At 59.4% G+C, this 20,839-nt stretch carries 22 protein-coding genes; 7 read left to right on the top strand and 15 right to left on the bottom strand.

The window, feature by feature from the left end:
* Positions 1 to 153: 153 nt before the first annotated feature.
* A complete protein-coding gene (locus tag PSUM_RS01370; RefSeq protein WP_020798206.1) occupies positions 154 to 954 on the bottom strand; it encodes an SDR family NAD(P)-dependent oxidoreductase in 801 nt (266 codons plus the stop codon).
* Positions 955 to 1,055: 101 nt separating this feature from the next.
* Here PSUM_RS01370 and PSUM_RS01365 point away from each other — a divergent pair, with 101 nt between their 5' ends.
* On the top strand, positions 1,056 to 1,796 hold the full coding sequence (locus PSUM_RS01365; RefSeq protein ID WP_020798207.1) for a DUF2889 domain-containing protein: 741 nt from the start codon (positions 1,056 to 1,058) through the stop codon (positions 1,794 to 1,796).
* An 84-nt stretch (positions 1,797 to 1,880) separates the two neighbouring features.
* Here PSUM_RS01365 and PSUM_RS01360 read toward each other — a convergent pair whose 3' ends face one another.
* The 4 genes from PSUM_RS01360 to PSUM_RS01345 form a co-directional block, all read right to left on the bottom strand.
* Positions 1,881 to 2,456 carry an aromatic-ring-hydroxylating dioxygenase subunit beta gene (locus PSUM_RS01360; RefSeq protein ID WP_020798208.1) on the bottom strand — a complete coding sequence of 192 codons (576 nt, stop codon included), beginning with the start codon at positions 2,454 to 2,456 and terminating at the stop codon, positions 1,881 to 1,883.
* A 94-nt stretch (positions 2,457 to 2,550) separates the two neighbouring features.
* Positions 2,551 to 3,951 carry a Rieske 2Fe-2S domain-containing protein gene (locus PSUM_RS01355; protein WP_020798209.1) on the bottom strand — a complete coding sequence of 467 codons (1,401 nt, stop codon included), beginning with the start codon at positions 3,949 to 3,951 and terminating at the stop codon, positions 2,551 to 2,553.
* Positions 3,952 to 4,072: 121 nt separating this feature from the next.
* Positions 4,073 to 5,071, bottom strand: a complete 999-nt coding sequence (locus PSUM_RS01350) for a fumarylacetoacetate hydrolase family protein (protein WP_020798210.1) — start codon at positions 5,069 to 5,071, stop codon at positions 4,073 to 4,075.
* Positions 5,068 to 5,769 carry an SDR family NAD(P)-dependent oxidoreductase gene (locus tag PSUM_RS01345; RefSeq protein WP_020798211.1) on the bottom strand — a complete coding sequence of 234 codons (702 nt, stop codon included), beginning with the start codon at positions 5,767 to 5,769 and terminating at the stop codon, positions 5,068 to 5,070. Before PSUM_RS01345 ends, PSUM_RS01350 begins: the two co-directional genes overlap by 4 nt.
* 139 nt (positions 5,770 to 5,908) lie before the next feature.
* Between PSUM_RS01345 and PSUM_RS01340 the strand changes: the two genes are divergently transcribed.
* Positions 5,909 to 6,307, top strand: coding sequence for a Zn-ribbon domain-containing OB-fold protein (locus tag PSUM_RS01340; RefSeq protein ID WP_020798212.1), 399 nt, complete (start codon positions 5,909 to 5,911; stop codon positions 6,305 to 6,307).
* Positions 6,307 to 7,497, top strand: coding sequence for a thiolase family protein (locus PSUM_RS01335; protein ID WP_020798213.1), 1,191 nt, complete (start codon positions 6,307 to 6,309; stop codon positions 7,495 to 7,497). Before PSUM_RS01340 ends, PSUM_RS01335 begins: the two co-directional genes overlap by 1 nt.
* Before the next feature lie 9 nt (positions 7,498 to 7,506).
* On the opposite strand, the gene PSUM_RS01330 is transcribed toward PSUM_RS01335, so the two are convergent.
* From PSUM_RS01330 to PSUM_RS01305, 6 genes are all read right to left on the bottom strand, one after another.
* On the bottom strand, positions 7,507 to 8,292 hold the full coding sequence (locus PSUM_RS01330) for an IclR family transcriptional regulator (protein ID WP_020798214.1): 786 nt from the start codon (positions 8,290 to 8,292) through the stop codon (positions 7,507 to 7,509).
* An 87-nt stretch (positions 8,293 to 8,379) separates the two neighbouring features.
* The gene (locus PSUM_RS01325) at positions 8,380 to 9,966 is read right to left on the bottom strand and encodes an MFS transporter (RefSeq protein WP_033040044.1); all 1,587 of its coding nucleotides are present in this window, start codon (positions 9,964 to 9,966) and stop codon (positions 8,380 to 8,382) included.
* Between the two features lie 38 nt (positions 9,967 to 10,004).
* The gene (locus tag PSUM_RS01320) at positions 10,005 to 10,889 is read right to left on the bottom strand and encodes a fumarylacetoacetate hydrolase family protein (protein WP_033040042.1); all 885 of its coding nucleotides are present in this window, start codon (positions 10,887 to 10,889) and stop codon (positions 10,005 to 10,007) included.
* Position 10,890: 1 nt separating this feature from the next.
* The gene (locus PSUM_RS01315) at positions 10,891 to 11,841 is read right to left on the bottom strand and encodes a 2,3-dihydroxybiphenyl 1,2-dioxygenase (protein WP_020798217.1); all 951 of its coding nucleotides are present in this window, start codon (positions 11,839 to 11,841) and stop codon (positions 10,891 to 10,893) included.
* A gap of 66 nt (positions 11,842 to 11,907) precedes the next feature.
* Positions 11,908 to 12,666, bottom strand: a complete 759-nt coding sequence (locus PSUM_RS01310; RefSeq protein WP_083348833.1) for an SDR family NAD(P)-dependent oxidoreductase — start codon at positions 12,664 to 12,666, stop codon at positions 11,908 to 11,910.
* 51 nt (positions 12,667 to 12,717) lie between these two features.
* On the bottom strand, positions 12,718 to 12,954 hold the full coding sequence (locus PSUM_RS01305; RefSeq protein ID WP_007942510.1) for a ferredoxin: 237 nt from the start codon (positions 12,952 to 12,954) through the stop codon (positions 12,718 to 12,720).
* Between the two features lie 365 nt (positions 12,955 to 13,319).
* On the opposite strand from PSUM_RS01305, the gene PSUM_RS01300 reads away from it, so the two are divergent.
* The 4 genes from PSUM_RS01300 (at position 13,320) to PSUM_RS01285 (ending at position 17,105) form a co-directional block, all read left to right on the top strand.
* Entirely contained in the window at positions 13,320 to 14,582 is a 1,263-nt protein-coding gene (locus tag PSUM_RS01300; RefSeq protein ID WP_033041598.1) for an MFS transporter, read from the top strand.
* Positions 14,583 to 14,609: 27 nt separating this feature from the next.
* Positions 14,610 to 14,930 (top strand): 2Fe-2S iron-sulfur cluster-binding protein, encoded by a 321-nt coding sequence (locus PSUM_RS01295; RefSeq protein ID WP_020798220.1) that lies wholly within the window; start codon positions 14,610 to 14,612, stop codon positions 14,928 to 14,930.
* 20 nt (positions 14,931 to 14,950) lie between these two features.
* Positions 14,951 to 16,186 carry an NAD(P)/FAD-dependent oxidoreductase gene (locus PSUM_RS01290; protein WP_020798221.1) on the top strand — a complete coding sequence of 412 codons (1,236 nt, stop codon included), beginning with the start codon at positions 14,951 to 14,953 and terminating at the stop codon, positions 16,184 to 16,186.
* Between the two features lie 85 nt (positions 16,187 to 16,271).
* On the top strand, positions 16,272 to 17,105 hold the full coding sequence (locus PSUM_RS01285; protein WP_020798222.1) for an oxidoreductase: 834 nt from the start codon (positions 16,272 to 16,274) through the stop codon (positions 17,103 to 17,105).
* Positions 17,106 to 17,149: 44 nt separating this feature from the next.
* Here the strand turns inward: PSUM_RS01285 and PSUM_RS01280 are convergent, their stop codons facing one another.
* The 4 genes from PSUM_RS01280 to PSUM_RS01265 all read right to left on the bottom strand — a co-directional run bounded on the left by PSUM_RS01280 (position 17,150) and on the right by PSUM_RS01265 (position 20,824).
* Positions 17,150 to 17,500 carry a nuclear transport factor 2 family protein gene (locus PSUM_RS01280; protein ID WP_020798223.1) on the bottom strand — a complete coding sequence of 117 codons (351 nt, stop codon included), beginning with the start codon at positions 17,498 to 17,500 and terminating at the stop codon, positions 17,150 to 17,152.
* A gap of 7 nt (positions 17,501 to 17,507) precedes the next feature.
* Positions 17,508 to 18,818, bottom strand: a complete 1,311-nt coding sequence (locus PSUM_RS01275; RefSeq protein WP_020798224.1) for an MFS transporter — start codon at positions 18,816 to 18,818, stop codon at positions 17,508 to 17,510.
* Between the two features lie 45 nt (positions 18,819 to 18,863).
* Positions 18,864 to 19,652, bottom strand: coding sequence for an SDR family NAD(P)-dependent oxidoreductase (locus tag PSUM_RS01270; protein ID WP_020798225.1), 789 nt, complete (start codon positions 19,650 to 19,652; stop codon positions 18,864 to 18,866).
* Positions 19,653 to 19,792: 140 nt separating this feature from the next.
* A complete protein-coding gene (locus PSUM_RS01265) occupies positions 19,793 to 20,824 on the bottom strand; it encodes a hypothetical protein (protein ID WP_020798226.1) in 1,032 nt (343 codons plus the stop codon).
* Positions 20,825 to 20,839: the final 15 nt, after the last annotated feature.

The following is a 20,839-nucleotide window of genomic DNA, read 5'->3' as shown; positions in this document are numbered from 1 at the left end:
TGAAGCGGGCTTTCTCGTCCATTGGGCCTGGTGTCGCCGTTGTAGGAGTGAGCCTGCTCGCGATGAACTTAAGGACAACGCGCTCTACAGAACGTACACGTTATCGTTAACGTCCATCGCGAGCAGGCTCGTTCCTACATTGATCTGTTGAATTCAATACTCACGCACAGGAATGCCTTTGGGACGGGAGTTATAACCCGGCAGATGCAGGCCTCCGTCGACGTGAATGGTTTCGCCCGTGATGAAACGCGACATCTCGGACGCAAGGAATACCACCACTGGGCCAATGTCGGCTTCAGGCTCGCCACAACGGCCCAGTGGACGCATGGAAGCAGACATCTCGGCAAAGCCGGGGTTCTCTGCGGCGAGCTTGTGAAAGGTGGCACCCATTGCCGTAGGAGCGATGGCGTTGGTGCGGATGTTGAACCGCCCCCACTCGGATGCAGCACTGCGGGTCAGCCCGACAATGGCCGACTTCGCCGTGTTGTAGTCGCCATGCAACCAGGCACCGATTTCGATATCGATAGAGTAGAAGTTGATGATCTTGCCACCGCCCCGCGCCTTCATATGAGGCAGCGCGGCTTTCATCGCCCACCATGCAGCCCACACTGTAGAACCTAGGGTTTGCTCCAGCATGGCATCGGTTTTTTCTTCCAGGAGCACATTGGGGGTGGGCGCAAAGGCGTTGTTGACAAGGATGTCCAGCCCCCCGAATTGATCGACGGCCAATTGCACGGCGGCCTCGATATCCGTTTTGCTGCACACGTCTGTCTTGATGAATACAGCCTGGCCACCTAACGCTTTCAGTTCGGCGACTACGGCCTCTCCACTGGCGACATCCAGTTCGGCGACCACTACGGCAGCACCCTCTTTGGCAAAGTTCAGCGCAATACCGCGCCCAATCCCGCCGCCTGCACCGGTAATCAGCGCAACCTGTTCATTTAGCAGTGCCATAGCCACTCCGTTTTTTGTTTTTTTGTGAACATTATTGGTTATAGTGTCTAAATATAGCGTATTTTTTCAAGCTAAACAGTATTGGAACAAGGATATTGAGGATGACTGTATTTCGTCGGCGCATAGACATCATTGCTCACCCTGTCGATGGCACAGGTGAAGTCCGCGCGGCTCTGGAAGATGACTTTCACCACTTCCGTGTATGGGTTCGCCACCACGAAGGCGAAGTGACTGCCATTGGCGGTGAAGCGCTGCGCTACCCCTTTTCCATGTGCCCACAGGCTTGCGGCCCATTACAGCTGTTGTTAGGCATGAAACTGGACCGGATAGCCCACTCAGTCACCCGGCAGGCCGACGCCAGCCATCAATGCACCCACCTGTTCGACTTGGCGGGCCTTGCCATTGCAGCCGCCGCACGCGGCACCCACCAGCGACGTTATGACATCAACATCGGCCGACGCATCGCCAATCGCACCCGCGCAACCTTGATATGCGATGGCGTTGAAGATCTGGTCTGGGACGTCGATGGCACATTGATCGAAGGTCCGATGCCCTATTCCGGCATCAATCTTCGCGAAGGCATGGCTCGCTGGGCACTCAATACACTCAACGAAGAAGTCGCCGAAGCGGCCCTTTTACTTCGTCGCTGCACGCTGATCTCAATGGGGCGCGCCTTCAACCTTGATGAGGAGATTCACGCCGCAAGCACCGCGCTCTGCTACAGCCAACAGCCCGTACGCGCCGAGCAGGCACTGCGAATGAAGGGATCTACCCTGGATTTCACCCATGAACAACTCAAGTTGTGCGCCGAGGACCAGGATTGGTTGAGACAAAGGCCTTAACCAGGCTGCTTCTGGCGCAAGAGCTACACGACCGACAACTGCCAGGCCCGACGATCCGGGTTCGCCCCGGACCGCCGATATGACTTAGAGGAAGACGGCCAGGTTGGGTGTGCCGAGCACCGCCTGGTCGAGGATGACTTCACGCCGGGAAAGCTTGAACCCCGCCTCATGCAGACGCAGCACGTCACGTCGCTCACCACTGATGACGTCAACATGGTGATCGTTGAAACGGCTACGGGTCAGTAGCAGGTAACTGGTCACCACAAACTCATCGCTCTTGTCGGTTTCTTCGACAAACACGTTGGTCACCAAACGCCGGGTACGCGAGGGAGGATCTTCCGCCCAGGCGCTTTTACCGGACAGGCGCAAAATGCGGCCCATGATCGAACGGTAGTCATCGTGATAGTGCTGGACACTGCGCACAATGGTGGTTCTCAACTCGGACGCCACGCGAGTCTGGCGTAGCGGCACGGTGTACACCAGGTCGGTGTCCAGGCGTTCGGCCCACTCCTGCAGGCGAATCTGGTCGAGCAGCGTGGCTTCCTCGTAGAGAAAGGTCACCACATCGTTGTAGATTGGCGAGCCCACCGGCACCCGCTTTGTGCCGACTGGGGAACCCGGCTGGATATCCTCCACGCCGCGTTGTTGAACCTGAGCCATGAGTCACTCCTCACTTTTATTCTTGTGCTTGTAAATGCTGTATCCGGCGACTGCGGCCCGCGGGGGCCGCTTTCGAACCAGGCCTGGCGAACGCTTATTGGTCGTCCGAGGCGGTCATCAGTTCGTGCCAGTACAACCACCAGTGCCACTGGGTATCGTCCTTGGTAAACCCTTCATTGACGATGCCGGGGCCTGGCCAACCCTCAGGTGCTCCGGTTTCAAAGCATGCCTGGTATTTCAGCGTGCTCTTGCGGCCCATCGCGCCTTTGGCGGCCAGGGTCATGTGCGGCCAGGTATCGGAGTCATCCTGCTCGACCATGCCCGAGGTGCCGAACAACTGGATGGTTTGCTTGAGCATCTTGTCGCGCAGTTCAGGGGATGCGTCTTTCTCGGCAAACACCCAGTTGACGAACTCTAGCTTGTCCGGGCCGCGCGGCACGTAAGCGTGCAGGGTCATCGACCCGACTACGCTGCCGTCCGGCTGCGGAATGTAGACGAAGCCGAAAAGAATGTTCGGGAACATCCCACCGACTTGCGGCGGCATGCTGGTCAGCACTTTCAACTGGTCTTCCGACAAATTGCGCGCCAGCTGCTCGACCATGTCGGCAGTCATGCCCGCAGGCGGCAATGCTTCCAGTTTTTGCTGCACGGTCAGTTCGGCAGGGTCGAGGCCGGTCAGGCGCTTGATCTTGCGCGCCAGGTCGATGCAGCGCAGCGCATGGCCGTGGGGCGAGCTGATTTCGACGCCGATCATTTCCGGGCTGAGATCGGCGGTTTCACCCTCGCCCTTCTTGGCGTAGTTGCCCACTTCACCGAGCCAACGGTGCAAGGTCAGCGTGTGGAAGCCATCGGCCGCCGATTGCTCGCCCGCGGTTTTCCAGTTGGCATTGACGACAAAGCGCTGGGGTGGACCGAGCACTTCCATGCCCTTGTCGGAACGACAGAACAACATGTCGTAATACCACTTGGCATCGCCCAGGAACTCGTCAAACGACGGTCCTTCGATGTTCCAGGTGGCAAATACCAGACCGCCATACAAGGTGACCCGAGCCTTTTTCAGACCCAGCTCTTCCTTGGGCAGCATCTTGCCGTGCATGCATTCGCGCTCGACCGGCGAGCCGATGAAATCACCATTGGGGCGGAAGGCCCAGCCGTGATAGATGCATTTATGAATTTGCGTGTTGCCGCAATCGGCGGTGCTGATGCGCATGCCGCGGTGCGGGCACACGTTGAGGGTGACGAACACCTCGCCCTGCTTGCCACGGGCAACAATGACCGAATCAGACCCCATGTCACGGACCATGAAGTCTCCGGAATTGGGGATTTCCGACTCATGGCCCAGGAGTACCCAGATCTTGCCGAAGATTTTCTCCATTTCCAGCTCGTAAATTTCGCGGTCGGACAACACGCGCATTTGTACTTCACGGCTGGATGGATAGATCAGGTCCGAGACCTTGGTTCCATCAGACAATACGGGGCTTGTTCTTGTTAGCATGATTGCCTCCTAATCAGAGCGTCACGACAGTGGTCGCAACGAAATATAAGACACTTTCTTTATTTTTGTACATAGAATTCACTTTCTACTTGTAAGTGAATTCTTCAACATTCGTGTAACGTCAGTTCTTGCCAGTCGCGGTGCCCACCTGGGTGCGCAGCACGCCAATACCGTCGATCTCCAGCTCGACCACGTCACCGGGCTTCAAATAGCGCAATTGCTCCAGTCCACAGCCGTTACCGACCGTGCCGGAGCCGAGAAACTCACCGGGGTACAAGGTTTCCGAGCGGGACACGTGGGCGATCACGTCCTCGAAGCTCCAGCGCATGTCGCGGGTATTGCCGCGCCCCCACTCCTCCCCGTTGACCCGGGCAACCATGTTCAGGTCGTAGGGATCACCCAGTTCGTCTGCGGTCACCAGGCACGGCCCCATGATGTTGGCTGTGTCGAAATCCTTGCTCTTGGCCGGACCGAGCATGCCGGGCATTTCCAGGGCCTGTGCGTCGCGCGCGCTCATGTCGTTGAAGATGGTGTAACCGACGATATGCGAACGGGCGGCTTCACGACTGATGTCCTTGCCGCGCTTGCCGATGTAGCAACCGAACTCCAGTTCGAAATCCATTGCCCGACTGAAGCTCGGCCACTGGAACTCATCATCGATGCCGATCACCGCGAAACGGTTGCCCTTGTAGTAGATGGGCTGCTTGTTGAAAGTCTCGATCACCCGGTCGTCGGCGCGAGTGTTCATCGCCTTCAAGGTCGCTTCCGGGTCTTCGGTACGCAACGCCCGGGCGCGCCGGGCCGCCGCGAAACTCTGGCGCAGGTGCAACTCGAAGCAGGAGCAATCGCGCATCTGCGGTGGCGGTTGGATCGGTGCGCGAAGTTTCACACTGGCGCGCTCCAGCACTGCCGCCGAGGGGGCCTTGGCCACCAGGGAGCGGGCCAACTCCAGCGCCGGCTCACCGGCTTCCACCAGGGACAGAATACTGCTCAGTGCCGGGGTTTCGCGGCTTTCCAGCAAGCGGTAGGCGATTTGCAGGTCTAGCACCTGTTGGTCCTGGTTGAGCAACGCACCCGCTCGATCAAAGCCCTCGGCATCGGTATAGGTCACCAGTCTCATACGCGGCCACTCACAGGCAGCAGCGCACCGGTTACCGCAGCGGCTTCGTCGGACAACAGGAACGCCACTACCGCTGCCAGCGCTTGCGGCGTCACCCAGCGGCTGCTGTCGGCATCAGGCATGTCGGCGCGATTAGTGGGTGTATCGATGATGCTTGGCAGCACGGCGTTGACCGTGACACCACGATCTTTCAGCTCTTCGGCCAGGGCTTCGGTCAACCGGGCGACACCGGCCTTGGAGGCTGCATAAGCCCCCATACCTGCCGCGGCCTTGACCGAGGCCAGCGCGCCAATGTTGACGATGCGTCCTGCCGTGGAATCCAACAGATGCGCCAGCGCCGATTGAGAACTGACCACGGCGGTACGCACGTTCATCTGGTAGAGACGATCCCAGGTCAGCAGGTTACCGCCTTCGACCGTCTCCCAGGCAAAACCGCCCGCGACGTTGACCAGACCATCAATACCGCCCCACTGCGCGGCGATCTGCTCGAACGCAGCACTGGCCGACTCGGTCGAAGTCAGGTCGACACCGCCCAGGCACAGCAGGTTTTCCGTGTCCAGCAGGGAGGCAGGCGCCTCGCTGCGATCCAGCAACGCAACCCGGGCGCCACGTGCCAGCAGAAATGTGCCAAGTGCGCTGCCGAGGGCTCCAAACCCACCGGTGACGACTACCCTTTTGTCCAGTAACGACTGGGACATCGCGAAATCCTCTTGTTGTTGTTTTACGGTGCGAAGGTTCGATTCGCGCCTTCGTCGGTACAAATATATGACACTTTTATAAAATATGTTCAAATGATACCGTATGACTTCAAGTCAAACACTCACCTGCGGACCGCTGATGCCTAGAAAACTTCCTGCACTCAACGCCGACAACCTTGCTTTCTGGCAAGGCGGCAAACAGGGCGAACTGCTCATTCATCGCTGCGCGGCCTGCACCCAGTATTTCCATCCGCCCGCGCCGCTCTGTCCGCATTGCGCAAGCTTTGACGTGGCGCCAGAAGCGGTGTCCGGAAAAGGCAAGGTGCTCAGCTACACCATCAACCACCAGGCCTGGACCCCTGACCTTGTGGAGCCTTATGTGGTGGCAATCGTCGAGCTGGTGGAACAACCCGGCTTGCAATTCGTGAGCAACGTGGTGGGCCTGCCGGTCACGGATGTGCATATCGACATGCCGGTACGAGTCAGCTTCCTCAATGTCGAGGATGTCTGGTTGCCTCTGTTCGAGAAGGATCAGTGATGTTCGATCATCGTTATGAAAAAGACGTAGCCATCACCGGCATCGGCCAATCGGAAGTCGGCCGACCGTCGAACAAGTCAGCCATGCGCCTGACCCTCGAAGCCTGCCTGGAAGCGATAGCCGACGCCGGGCTGCAACGCAGCGATATAGATGGCGTGGGCTGCTGGCCGGGTGACAACAACAATGGCGACGCGTTTTCGCCGGTCGGCCCCAGCGCACTGAAAAGCGCTCTTGGACTCAACGTCAACTGGTTCGGCGGCGGTTACGAAGGCCCCGGCCCCCTCACTGGCGTGATCAATGGTGCCATGGCGATTGCGGCGGGCCTGTGCAAGCACGTACTGGTGTTTCGCACCATCACCGAAGCGTCGGCCCGCCTGGTCAACAAGCAAGCGAGTGCCCTGACCAACAAAACCCAGGGGCGCGACAGTAGCTACGCCTGGCAGTGGTTCACGCCTTTCAATGTGTTATCGGCGACCAATCTGATGGCGCTGTATGCCCAACGCCATTTCCATGAATACGGCACCCGACCGGAGCAGCTGGCACAGATAGCCCTGACCTGTCGCCAGAACGCCATGCGCAACCCCAAGGCGGTGTTTCGCACGCCGATGAGTATGGAGGACTACATGGCGTCGCGGATGATTTCCACTCCGCTGCGCATGTTCGACTGCGACGTGCATTGCGATGCATCGACTGCCATCGTCCTGTCGCGCCGGGATATCGCCCAGGATCAACCCAACCAGCCGATCCGCATCGAGGCCATGGGAGCTGCATTGAACCAGCCCTGGTCCTGGGACCAGATCTCCCTGACCAAAATGGCTGCCTTCGATGTCGGTCAGATGATGTGGGCACGCACTGACTACAGCCCGCAGGATGTCGAATCTGCGCAGTTGTACGATGGGTTTTCGATTTTGACCCTGATCTGGCTCGAGGCCCTGGGCCTGTGCCCCGTCGGGGAAAGCGGCAGGTTTGTCGAGGGTGGCACACGCATCGCACTGGATGGCAGCTTGCCAATCAATACCAACGGCGGACAACTATCCGGTGGACGCACCCATGGCCTGGGTTACGTGCATGAAGCCTGCCTGCAACTGTGGGGCCGTGCCGAAGGGCGGCAAACCCGCGAGCACCGCGTCAGCACGGTAGCCGCAGGGGGCGGCCCGCTGGGGGGCAGCCTGCTGCTGGTCCGGGAGTAACGGCATGGCTCAGTAAAGTACGCCGGCCACTTCGCTGCAGAACTCGATCAGTGCCTTGCCCAGTTCGGCAAGGCCCTCTTCATCGCGCTGCCCGCGGAACATCACCGCGGAAACGGTGAAGTCGATGCTGTGGGTCGGTGAGTACACAGGCGCCGCGACGGCAAGAATCCCACCCGAGAAATGCCCGTCGTCCACTGCCCAACCACGCTCGGCAGCGACCCGGACTTCTTCCCGGAAAACCTCCAGCGACAGCGGCTGGGCCCAGCGAATGGTATCGAAACTGCTTTGTACCTCGGGATCGTCGAGGTCGATCTGAGTGGCGAACAAACGCCCGCTGGCGCCCATCAGAATCGGCAGGCGCTGACCTTCGGCCATGTCGATGCGCACATCAGTCGGGCTGGCAGCGGAGCTGACAATGACGATGCGGTCGGGGCTCATCTTGCGCCAAAGGGTGATGGTTACCCGCTGGCGCGCGGCCAGGTTCTGCAGCAGGGGTTTGGCCATCTGCACGCGGTGGCCCTGGGTGACCAATTGCTCGACCAGACGCGCCAGGCCCAGGCCCACGGAGTAACGCTTGGACATGGCACTGAAGTCGACCACGTCCTCTTGCACCAGCGTGCGCAGGATGTTGAAGCAGGTGCTGGGATTGATCTTCAGTTGTCGGGCGATGTCCACCGAGCGTTCCGGTGTGCCCACCTGGCTGAGGTAACGCAGGATGCGTATCGCGTTGGAAACGGGTTTGACGAGTGTTGCGCCGGCTGATTTGTTGTTGTCGTTGACGTCGGTGAAGTCCATGCCCAATCCAGTCACTTTATAGTGTCGCCATTCTAGCCTGAGAATGAATCGCGCCGTAAAGTTTTGTCTGGGAATTATTCGAACATTTCAGCCCGGTTGTCTGACCAGAGGTTGATGGATCAGCCGGCGGGTTTTCAGGTCCTCGCGACGAAAACGTTCGATGAGACGCTCCTGGATATGGTCTGCCTGAGTCACCCGCGTCTGCTGGCGCAAGTACTCCAGCCAGGATTCGACAATGAATCGCTCGCTGTAGAGCTGCGGGTTGGCCATGTCGCGGTACAGTCGCCAGTTCTGCGCACCGTTGCGCCGGCGCGCCTTGCCTACTGCGTACACGGCAGCCAGGAAGTCATCGCAGTCCGGCGCCGTCACCTGGTACACGATCTCTACCGATACCGGTCCATCGGCATGGGACACTGGGCTGGCCAGCTGAAGTTTGTCGGTCAATTGCACTTCGGCGAAATCTGCCTCCTGACCCAGCTCCACACGACCGTTACGGGTCAACAGAATGCCGACCAGCAACAAAAGCGCAGAAAGCAACAGGCTCTGGCTCAGTCCCACGTACTCGGCCAGCGCCCCCCAGATCGCACCGCCGGCGGCCATCGAACCCATGAGGATCAACACATAGACCGATGCGACCCGTGCGCGAACCCAATTGGCGGCATACGTCTGCACAACCGTGGAAATGGTCGCATTGACCGCCATCCAGCCAAACCCTGCAAGCAACATCATTGCGCAGACCCCATAGCGGTTATGGGACAGCGCGGCGGTGAGGGTCGCGAGGGCAAAGGCGATGGCACCGCACACCAGCAGATGACGCATGCTCATGACTCGATACAGACGTGGCAAGTTGAGCGCCGCCAGCACGGCGCCCGCGCCAAGAAACGCCATGAGCAAGCCGTAACCGCCGGCGTCCATACCCAATTCCTGCTTGGCTACCAGGGGCATCAATGCCCACAAAGCGCTGGCGCAGCTGGTGAATACCAACACCTGCTTCATGGCGCTGAACAATACCGCCGAATGACGGATATAACGCAGGCCGCTGCGCATGCCTCCCGTCAGGGTTTCCGGTGGCAAGCCCACGGCTGGCGGGTTGGGTACCAGGCGAAAGAGGAAGAGCAGCACCAAGAACATGCACAGCGCGATGACCAGAAACACCGAAGTGGTGTTCCAGTAAGCAATCAACGCACCGGCCAGCGCTGGCCCCAAAGCGCGGGTCGCGTTGATGGAAATGCCGTTCAAGGACACGGCCGCAGGTACCTGATCGCGGGAAAGTACACCGACCATGGTGACCATCCACGCCGACATCCCCAAGGCACTGCCGGTGCCCAGGACAAAGGTAAACGCCAGCAATCCCCAGGTTTCCAGATGTGCGCTGTACGCCAGCCCGCACAGCACCAGCGCGGCGAACAGCATCATGCACTGGGTAATGATCAGCCAGTTGCGACGATCGACCCGATCGGCAATCACGCCGCCCGGGAAGGCAAACAGGAACACCGGCAGGGTCACGGCGGTTTGCACCAGCGAGACCATCGCCGCAGACGTGGTCAATGTGGTCATGATCCACGCCGCGGCAACTGTCTGCATCCAGATCGCCATATTGACCACTGCGCCTGCCAGCCATAAGCCGCGGAATGCTTTGTTGCTGAACGGCGCCCACGCCGACCCCTCGCTCATCATCAATCCTCGGCGTTTGTATCTGTAGAAATCTGCGCTTAATCAACCAGCGGTTGGCCCAGTCGCCCCACCGAACGCGCAGGGCTAAGCCGGCGTGGATGAGCAATGGTGTTGCGCAGTCGGCCGATGCCCTGGATCTCCGCTTCGACCCGATCACCCGGCCGCAGAAAACGCCCGCTCTCCAGCCCCACACCGTGGGAGGAACCGGTAAACACCAGATCACCCGGACGCAGACTGATCCGCGCATCCAGATAGTTGAGCAGCTCATCTAGGGCAAAGATCATCTGCCGGGTGTTGTCCTGCTGCCGCGTTTCATAGTTGACGCTCAGGCGCATATCCAGTGCGGGTTGCCCTGCCACACCCAACTCATCTGCGGTCACAATCCATGGACCTACAGGCGTGGTGCGGTCCATGGCCTTCTGGGTCAACAGGTCCAGGCGCCCAATCTGCTTGCCGGCATCCCGCGCACTGATGTCATTTCCCACCGTATACCCCAGCAGACAGGCACTGGCATTGGGCTCATCCAGCAACGGCCGGCCCACGACAGCGACCAGTTCCACCTCGTAATCGAGCTGGGTGGTCAGCGGCGAGTAATCGATCTCATCATAAGCACCAACCAGCGCCGACTCAGGTTTCATGTACGCCAGCGGGTGCGCCGGCGCATCACTGCCCAGACGCTTGAGGTGGCTCAGGTAATTGAGGCCCACACCAAAAACCCGACTGCCCGGTTCCAGCGGCGCAAGCAGGCGCGCAGCCGACAAGGGCAACCATTCGCCAGTCAGGTCAAGGGCATCCGGCGCGAGCTGCACTCCCAGCCCGGCCCACTGGGTGAATGGCGCATTGATCCGCCGCAGGCGATCCGACTGCGCATCCAATAACGCCCAGAACGCCTGCCCGGCTACCTCGACCCGCGCCAGACGCATCTCAGCGTCTGGCCAGGTAGATGGGCAGATATTCGGCGTCGAGCACTTCTTCCGGTGTCTTGACGCTAGCCCCGAGAATCGGACCGACCATTTCGTGGCCCCACAGGCTGAGCTTTTCCGGATTCAACTCGTAAGGGTCGCCTTGCCATGGCTCGATTTCCGCAATGGTCTCGAAGGCAAAGCCTGACGGGTTGAAATGGTAGAACGACAGGTGCGGATCCTGGGCATGCTGACCGAGGGTCATCATCATCGGCAGTTCGCGCTGGCGCACGATGTCGTAGGTTTCACCGACATCACGCACGTTGCGCACAAATAGCCCGACATGTTGCACGCCCATGCGTCCCGGGCCGTGGCCGTAAGCAATGTCATGACTGGTGTGGTGATTGAGTTTGGAACGGAAGAATCCGGTGCGCCCTTTGCCCGCGCCGGCGCCATACCAGCTGAAGCCCATGACGTTGAGCAGGAAGTCTTCCAGTTCCGGCGTGTAGTCCGGGGTGATCAGCACCACGTGGCCTGCCCCACGTTCGTCGGCCAGGAAACCACTGTGTGGACGCCCTGGCTGGAACGAGCGCGGCAGCCATTTTTGCCCGTAAAAGAGTTCGTGCTGATACCCAACCGGGTCGCGGAAGCGCACCAGCTCGCGAACACCACGTTTTTCACAGAGTTGTGCATCGCCACGGGAGTATTCGACATTGGCCGCGGCCAACTTCTTGATGCCGTCCTCGAACGCCATGCGCCCCACCGCTTCCCAGCCGATATAAGCAATTCGGTCAACTTTGCCCGGATGGAATGCGAAGCGGTGACGGCGATCGTCGATTTTGAAATACAGCGACTCAGGGTCACTCTCGGGATTCTTGCCGATACCAAAGCCCATCACCTGCGGGCCGTACTCACGCCACGCCTCGAGATTGGGGGTTTCGAAGCCCATGTAACCGATACCGATGATGTCCACGTTATTCACCTTGTTATTGTTCGAGATGAAAGGGTGCCAGTGGCACCTGCCCCGACGCTGCGTGTGTCAGACCGCCAGTAACCCGCCGTCGATGACGAAGTCAGAACCGGTAATGAACGAAGCCTCATCCGACGCGACGAATACCGCCATGGCCACCACTTCTTCGGGTTCGCCGGGACGGTCCATCAATACACCGTCCAGCAGCATGGCGCGCATTTTCGGGTCGTCCAGAAACGGCCGGGTACCCGGCGTGGCGACAAACCCCGGGCTCAGGCTGACCGCACGAATACCGAACGGCGCACCCTCCACGGCCAACTGGCGAGTGAAGGACACCACGGCGCCCTTGGCGGCCGAATGCGCGGCTATACCGGCGACTTTCGAACCGCCCCAGGCCGCGGTAGACGACACGTTGATGATCACTCCTCGCTGCTCGGCCAAGTGCTGCCAGGCGTACTTGGTGGTATAGAACAGCAGGTCGATTTCGTTGCGCATGGTGAACTGCCAATCTTCGATCGACATCTCGCTGACCAGCCCGAAACGTGCGGCGGAAGCGTTGTTGTAGAGGACGTCAATGCGCCCGTGCTCAGCGACGGCGGCATCGATCCAGGTCTTAGCCTGTTCGTGATCGCCCAGGTCGACGGGCACCGAGCCATACAAGGTGAACCCCTCGGCTCGCATCAAGGCTGCCGTCTCTTCATGTCCTTCGGCATTGAAGTCGCAGCCGACCACAATCGCCCCTTCGCGAGCAAAACGCAGCGCCGCAGCGCGGCCCTGGCCTCCGCCGGTCCCGGTAATCAATGCGACTTTATTGTTTAAACGTCCCATCAGCACATCCTCACCTCAGTGGTTATCACGTTGCGGCTGACGCTCGCACCATTAAACGGCTTCGTCTTCAGGGGTGATGGGTTCCAGCCAGATGGCCTCTGCCGGGCAGGCAGCAGCCCCTTCACGGGCTTCCTCCTCCAGTTCTGGTGGTACACGGGCATCGTCCATGTACACCAGGCCGTCGGCATCAAGTTTGTACAGGCTGGGGCAGATCGCGGCACACAAACCGTACCCACAGCAGCGGCTACGGTCCGCCACGGCTTTGAATTGCGCTTTTTCTGAACTCACTTTTTTTCTCCTTATCAGGTCCAGTCACAGCAAATTATGAACACTTATTTATTTTATGTGCAATTAGTTTTTAACGCAGATATGCTGGAGTCACCTGAAGGACCTCTGTGCCACACATGGATTCGCCGGGGGAGCGGGCTCGCTACCCCCATGTTGAACACGGCCGGACCAGATTGATTCAATGGTAAGTGTTTCGCAGGAAATTCGTTTGTCCGTGAGTCAGATAGCAGTGCTGGACAAAGCGGAAATCCTGATTTTATTCTGAATAAAAAACCAGATTCTGTTCAAAGAATCTGCTGGCGGTGGTCCACATCACCATCCAAAGCAGTGCTTGGCTCAACAAAACCTATAAGGAAGCCAACTTCATGCACCCGTCCAAAAACGAAGCGGCCATTGATCTTCATGAATTCCGGCAAAGCTGGAAGATCCTGATTCTGGCTGTCGCCGGTGTCGCCATCAGCATCAATGCCGCCCTACTCTATGGCTTCGGCACCCTGGTCGTGCCGCTGGGCGATGCCTTTGGCTGGAGTAAAAGCGAACTGCAGGCCTGTATCACCTTCCTGTTTGGTGGCGCCGTGGTGTCCTTGCAGTTGGTGGGTTGGTTCAACCTGCGCTACGGCATGAAGCGCGTCACGGTGATTTCCCTGCTGTTGTTGTCGCTCGGCTACCTGGCGACCACTCAACTGACCCAATCGATCTGGTCGATGTACATCGCCTTCGCGTTGCTGCCCATCATCGGCATGGGCGCTTTGGCGGTCACCTGGACGCAATTGATCAGCCTGTGGTTCGACAAAAATCGTGGCCTGGCACTGGCCATCGGGCTGTCCGGTACTGGCGTCACCGCCGCAACCATTCCCCGCCTGATGGCGTGGGGCATTGAACAATGGGACTGGCGCGCGGCCTTCGTGATTCTCGCGCTGCTCAACCTGTTGGTGCTGCTGCCGCTGATTCTGCTGTGGTTCAAGCTCCCCGTTGCCCAGGGCAACCGTGATGACGCCAGTGCGCTGGAGCAATTGCCCGGCATGGGCTTTCGTGAAGGCATGGGCTCGCTGAAATTCTGGACCTGCAACCTGGCACTCGGCCTGGTGATTTCTTCGATTGTCGGCATGGTCACCAGCACCGTGCCCATGCTGCAAGCCAGAGGTTTGTCCGCTGCGCAAGCCGCCACCATCTTCAGTGGTTTTGGTATCTCGCTGATCTTCGGCCGCATGTTGATCGGCTACCTGCTCGATCGGTTGTGGCCGCCAGCGGTGTCCGCGCTCAGCCTGGTTTTGCCCGCCGTCGGGTGTTTCATCTACCTGAGCCCGACCAGCGAATTCGCCCCCCTGCTGCTGGCGGCCGTACTGGTCGGTTTTGGCGCCGGGGCAGAATTCGACATTGCCGCTTTCCTGATTGCCCGCTACTTCGGTTTGCGCGAGTACGGACGTCTGTTTGGCGTCCATCAGGGTTTGAACACCGTAGCCTCGGCGCTGGCGCCGCTGCTCTTCGCCTATCTGTTGGCACGCACCGGCTCATATACCGCGATGCTGGTCTACAGCGCCGCTTGCTGCCTGATCGGCCCTTTGTTGTTACTGACCCTGGGGCGAGTGCCGCGTTTCAACGCACAAACAGTTCCCAGTCAATCCTGAGTTCCCCAACAAGAATCGGAGCAGAACATGCCCACATTGACGTTTATCGAACACAACGGCACCGCCCATCAAGTCAAAGGCGACATCGGGCAATCGGTGATGCAGGCCGCTACCTTCGCCTCGGTGCCGGGCATTCCTGCCGATTGCGGTGGTGCCTGCAGCTGCGCCACCTGCCACGCCTATGTCGACGAGGCCTGGCTGAACACAGTCCAAGCGCCCGAAGGCATGGAAAACGACATGCTCGAGTACGCTTTCGAACGCCGTGACAACAGCCGCCTGAGCTGTCAGTTGATCATCAGCCAAGAGATGGACGGCATGGTTCTGCACCTGCCGTCGTCGCAATTCTGAATGTGCTTGAAGGAGCTCCCATGACCCTCGCCTCAGTCGTTATCGTCGGTGCTGGCCAGGCCGGTTTTCAGGTCGCTGCCTCCTTGCGTCAGGAAGGCTATGACGGGCGCATTACCCTGATTGGCGATGAGCCAGGCCTGCCGTACCAGCGCCCCCCCTTATCCAAGGCCTACCTCCTGGGCAAGATCCAGGAGACCAATCTGCTATTCCGGCCAGCCGAGTTTTATGCGACCCAGCGTATTGAGCTGTTGCATAACCAGGCGACAGCCATTGATCGAGTGAACCGTCGCGTGGTTCTAGCCAGCGGTGATGCAATCAGTTATGACCATCTGGTCCTGGCCACCGGGGCGCACAACCGCCCGTTGCCGGTGCCAGGCGGTGAGCTGCCGCAAGTATTCGGCATCAAGACCAAAGCCGATGCCGATGCCCTGGCACCGCTGGCGAAAGCCGCGCGCAACGTGGTGGTGATTGGCGCGGGTTTCATCGGCCTGGAGTTCGCAGCAGTGGCAGCAGCACTGGGTGCTAACGTTCATGTGCTGGAGCTTGCTGAGCGGCCAATGGCGCGTGCGGTGTCGAGGGAGATGTCAGAGCTGTTCCGCCAGGCACATGAACAGTGGGGTGTGCATTTCGACTTCCGCCAGGGCTTGAGCCGCATCGATGGCGACAACGGCAAGGTCTGCGCCGTGCAAACCGCTGACGGGCGCGTCCTGCCCGCCGACCTGGTGGTGTTCGGTATCGGAGTGATCCCCAACGCGCAACTGGCGACCGAAGCGGACCTGGCCATCGAGAACGGCATCAAAGTCGACGCCAACCTGCTCACTTCCGACCCGCGAATCTCCGCCTTGGGCGATGTTGCCAGTTTCCCTTGCCTGCAAAACGATGAACAACATACCCGCCTCGAGTCGGTGCAGAACGCCATCGACCAGGCCCGCGCAGTGGCCTCAAGGTTGATGGGCAAGCCGGCGCCCTACAGCGCCCTGCCCTGGTTCTGGACCGATCAGGGCGACCTGAAGCTGCAAATTGCCGGACTCTCCCACGGCTACGACAGCACGGTGGTCCTTGGTTCTGCCAAGGACAAGCAGCTTTCCGTGCTGTGTTTCCGCAATGATCGACTGGTGGCCGTGGAGTCCTGCAATCGCATGGGCGATCACATGGCCGCGCGCAAGATCCTTGCCCGGGCGCCCAAACTGACGGCAGCCGAAGCCGCCGCCGACGGTTTCGACCTGAAAGCCTGGGAAGCGGCCAACCGCGACTGAGCGCGCTCGGCCAGGTAAAGCCCACAGCCGCGCCCGCCTCCAAGCTGACGCGGCATTTTTTTTGCACAACGACTGGAGCGATGCAATGAATAAAGTCTGGTTTGTTACCGGTGCGGCCCGCGGCCTGGGTGCCGCCATTGCCAAAGCCGCATTGGCCGACGGCGACCGCGTGGTGGTCACTGGCCGTCGTGTCGAACCGCTGGAAAAGGTCTTCGCCGAATACGCCGGGCGCGTTTTAGCAGTGGCCCTGGATGTGACCGAAGAAGCCCAGGCACTGGCTGCCGTAGAGACTGCGGTCGCACGTTTTGGCCGAATCGATGTGCTGGTGAACAATGCCGGCTATGGCCAACTGGCTCCCTTTGAAGACAATTTCGCCAGCGATGCCGACAAGCAGTTCGCAACCAACGTGTTTGGTGTGTTCAACGTCTGCCGCGCCGTGTTGCCGGTCATGCGCAAGCAACGCACAGGTCACGTCTTCAACGTGTCATCGATGGGCGGTGTGGTGGGGATGGGTGGAGCGGCGCTGTACTGCTCGTCGAAATTTGCCGTGGAAGGCTTTTCCGAATCCCTGGCCTTGGAAGTGGCTCAGTTCGGCATCAAGGTCACGCTGGTGGAGCCGGGGGTTTTCCGTACCGACTTTCTCGACCCCAGCTCCGCGGTCTTTGGCACACGCACGCTTGAGGACTACGCCGCATTCACCGCCAAGGTCAAAAGCGCCTCGGCCGCGTATAACCACCAGCAAACCGGCAATCCGGCGAAACTGGGGGACGCGTTGGTGCTCCTGGCCAATAGTGAACATCCGCCGTTGCGTTACCTGGCAGGCTCCGACGCCTATCAGCAAATCAGCAACAAGCTCAACACCATGCTCGCGGAAATCGAACTGTGGCGACAGCTTTCCTATTCCACCGATGGCCTATAGGTCGCCAGTGCGCACAGCCTTTTGACAAGGCTGTGCGTCCCCCATTACTGATTGATGAAGTAACGAACAAACAGCTTCCCTTCTTCGAACCGATACAGCTCGATCGTCTCTATGCCTCCTTCCTGCTCGCGAAAGGCATTCAGGTGATGGCACGCAGCTTCATCGCCATTGACAATGCACTGTCGCACCTCGACGCGAATCTTCGGTTGCTGTTGCGCCCACATGCCTTCCAGGACCTGCCAGGCATCGTGCTGTGATTTGCCGACGTATTCGATACTCAAGCCATTGGCCGAGACGCTGCGGTAATGAGCGAAAAAGCCCTCTTTGTCGCCTCTGTTCCAGCAGTCGATCTGACCGTGCAGGAAGTGCTCGATTGCGTGTTTGTCCATGCTCATCTCTTGTTCATCCTCGGGTAGGGTTCAGGCGTGCTGCCGTTGCTGCAGGTTCTTGACGTGCCAGGAATGCCGGTTCCATCTTCAGCCACAGCAGAATGCTGGGGCCAATGATCGCGCAGCAGAAACAGCACACCAGCACCGCTGAATAGCTGCCGTATACGTCGTAAAGATGACCGAACAGCATGGGCACCAGCCCGGAAACGATGGTGATCAGGCACAGGTGCAAGCCAAAGATCCGCGCGTAGTCCTTCAGGCCGAAATAGCGTGCCATCAGGAAGGCCGCCAGATCGAATTCAGCACCGGCGCTGGCGCCGATGCACAGGGTGGCAAGTACCAGCAGCAGTGTGCTCTGCGCCCCACCAAATAGAAAGATCGCACAGCCCAACGCAGGCAGCGCCAGACTCACCGCAGCCACCAAAGAAGGTGAAAAGCGGTCCAGCAGGTACCCCACTAACAACCGCCCGCCGATGATGGAAATGCCGAACGTACTGAAAATCTGCGCGGCTTGCTGGGCACTCAAACCCTTGCTTTGCAGCATCGGCACGATGTTGGTGACCATGCCCACCGTCAACGACACCGACAGTATCAAGGCGACGTTAAAACCCCAGTACATCCCTGAATGCAATGCCTGTTTGAAAGACATTCCGCTCAGCTCCGGGAGCTCCTTCTGCGCGCTCGCATTAGTGTTGAGGGGTTGTGCCGGCATGCGCAACCACATCAACGACAACGGCAGCGTAAACAGCAAGGGCATCGCCCCCAGGGCAATGAATCCAGCTTGCCAGCCGTAGGCGGCAATCAGCCGCGACAACAATGGCGGCAGGATCATCGCCATCAACCCCGTCCCACACAGGATCACCGCCAGCGCCAGGCCACGGTTGCGTTCGAACCAGAGGTTGACCAACTGGGTCCAGGTAATCGCAATCGTGCCGGCACAGACGATCGGCATGCTGAAAAATGCCAGGTACAACCAGCCAATGGAACCCTGGATCCGGGTAATGGCGAAGTAACCGACTATCTGCAGCACGATAGAAAAAATCGCGACTCGTCGCAGGCCGTAGCGGCGGTAGAGCGGACCGACCAACTGCGTGGAGATCGCCACGCCGGCGAACAGAAAGGTGATTGAAGCCTGCAAGTCGCCACGGCTCCAGCCAAAGGCCTGTTCCAACGGAATCACCAAGGTGCCGAAGGCATACAGCAGCGCGGCGGTGATGCTGGTGCAAATGCCAAACAGCCCCAGCAGGACAACGCGCCAGCCACGCTTGAACTCGGAAAAATCATTGCCACCATGGACCGTATTGTTGCGTGTCTCGGTTGTCATCAACTCACTCCCGGCGCAGGCCGCCTTCGCGGATGCGCGACATGATTAATGGCCCTTGAGGATTTCTTCGACTTTGGGCAGTGCGATCATGGTGGCGCCGCCATCCACCAACAACGACGTGCCGGTGATGTAGGAGGCCTCGTTGGAGGTGAGAAACATCACGGCATTGGCAATGTCGGCGGACTCGCCCAGGCGCCCGACCGGGAAATGTGCGGCGAGTTTGTGCGGCAGTTCATCGCCCAGGGTTTCCAGCATGTGGTCAGTGCCAATCAGCCCGGGCTCTATAACGTTGACCAGAATATTCATGGCGCCGAACTCCACCGCCAGGCCGCGGGCAAAGGCGTTCATGAAGGCTTTGCTTGAGCCATAGGCAATCAGGCGTGGTGTGTACTTGCGGTTGGCTTCACCAGAGGAGATGAAAATCAGCCGGCCTTTGTCCACCGCTTTGGACAGGTAGGGCGCGCTGTCCTTGGCCAGCCAGAACAACGACTGGATATTGCTGCGCACGATGTGATCGAAGGTGTCATCGGCCATTTCGGCGATCAGCCCGTGACTGGTGTCAGCGGCGCAATGCACCACGATATCTAGGGAGCCAAAATGTTCTACGCCGCCCTGCACCATTGACTTGATCGCCTCGCGATCGGCGATGTCGCCACCGACCAGGCAGGCTTCACCGCCCAGGGACTTGATTTGCTCGATTGTTTCTTTGCCGTATCGAGGAGTGCGTGCCGACACCACCACTTTGGCGCCCTCGCGGGCATAGGCCAGGGCAATGGCGCGTCCCATGCCTCGACCGGCACCGGTGACCAGTACGACTTTGTCGCGGAATTTCATCGTGATTCCTCTTTATTGTTATGCCCTGTAGGAGCGAGCCTGCTCGCGATAAACCTGAGAACACCACGGGGTGTCAGACATCACGCGGTATCCTTCACGTCCATCGCGAGCAGGCTCGCTCCTACAGGGGGTTCACAGGTTTACAGGTCCTTGCCTGGAACGTTACGGGCCGAGCCGTTACGCCGGTCCGACTCGCCCCAGCCCAGCCAGTGCGAAGGCTCGCGGGTATCGCCAACCCGACGCCAACGCCCTTCCTGCTGAGCCGTGACAGGGAAACCGCCAACGAAGTCGATCATTTCGCCCTTCTCGTCAGGCAGGAATTCCCACTCTTCCTTGCCTTCCAGCACGATTTTGGCCGACTTCAAGAAGTAGCTTCCGTCCTTGTGCTCGGTGTGCCCTTCGATATCGGTGGTGACCCGCACCTCGCCTTTTTCATTGTTGAAAATGGCGTAACCCAGGTGGTCGTGACCGACCATGAAAGAACCGGTATCCCACGTGCCGTCTTTATAAACGGTGACAAAGGACCACCAGATCACATGCTTGTTGTTGTTTACTACCAGGTCTTTCTTGAAGTGGATGGCGCCGCCTTCAGCCATGTAGAACTGGTCCAGCGCCATGGCGCCTTTTACCGGACGCCCCTCGCAGACACCGGCGATATCCCACAACTGTGAAACGTAGAACGTGCCCCACTCCACACCCGGCAAGTACCACTGCAAACCCGGTCCGAGCAGACGACCTTCGAGGTGAAACAAGCCTTCTTCTTTCCAGGTCAGGCGTTCACTGCTGGCCGTGATTTCCCAGCCATTACCGGCTTCACCCGGTTGGCTGGCCCAGCGTGCGGTATCACCTTCCAGGCTATGCACAGGCAGTGGCGTCAGCGCCTGGCGGGCCATTTTTTCGTGGTCCATGCGCAGGTGGACGTTGTCGACGTGGTTGTTCAGGTAGTAGAACTTGGTCGGGTTCGGCGTGCCATTGGGCGCCATCAGCGACCGCACAAATGAATAGATATTGCCCTGCTCATCGCGCACAGAGCCGAACGGCGAGCTCTTGCTCAAATGCAGGCCGAAGAAGCCGCGCTCGGCAGACATCGAAGCGCCAGTGACCTTGTGCGGCCCGACCAGTTGCTGGAAGCCGAAATCACCGCGTTCTGGAATGGTTTTGAACGTTCTCATACTGCCCTCTGTTGT

The sequence above is a fragment of the Pseudomonas umsongensis genome, assembly GCF_002236105.1.
GTDB classification, from domain to species: domain Bacteria; phylum Pseudomonadota; class Gammaproteobacteria; order Pseudomonadales; family Pseudomonadaceae; genus Aquipseudomonas; species Aquipseudomonas umsongensis.
Note: the sequence above shows the minus strand (reverse complement) of the source record. Positions and strands in the feature narration are given on the sequence as shown.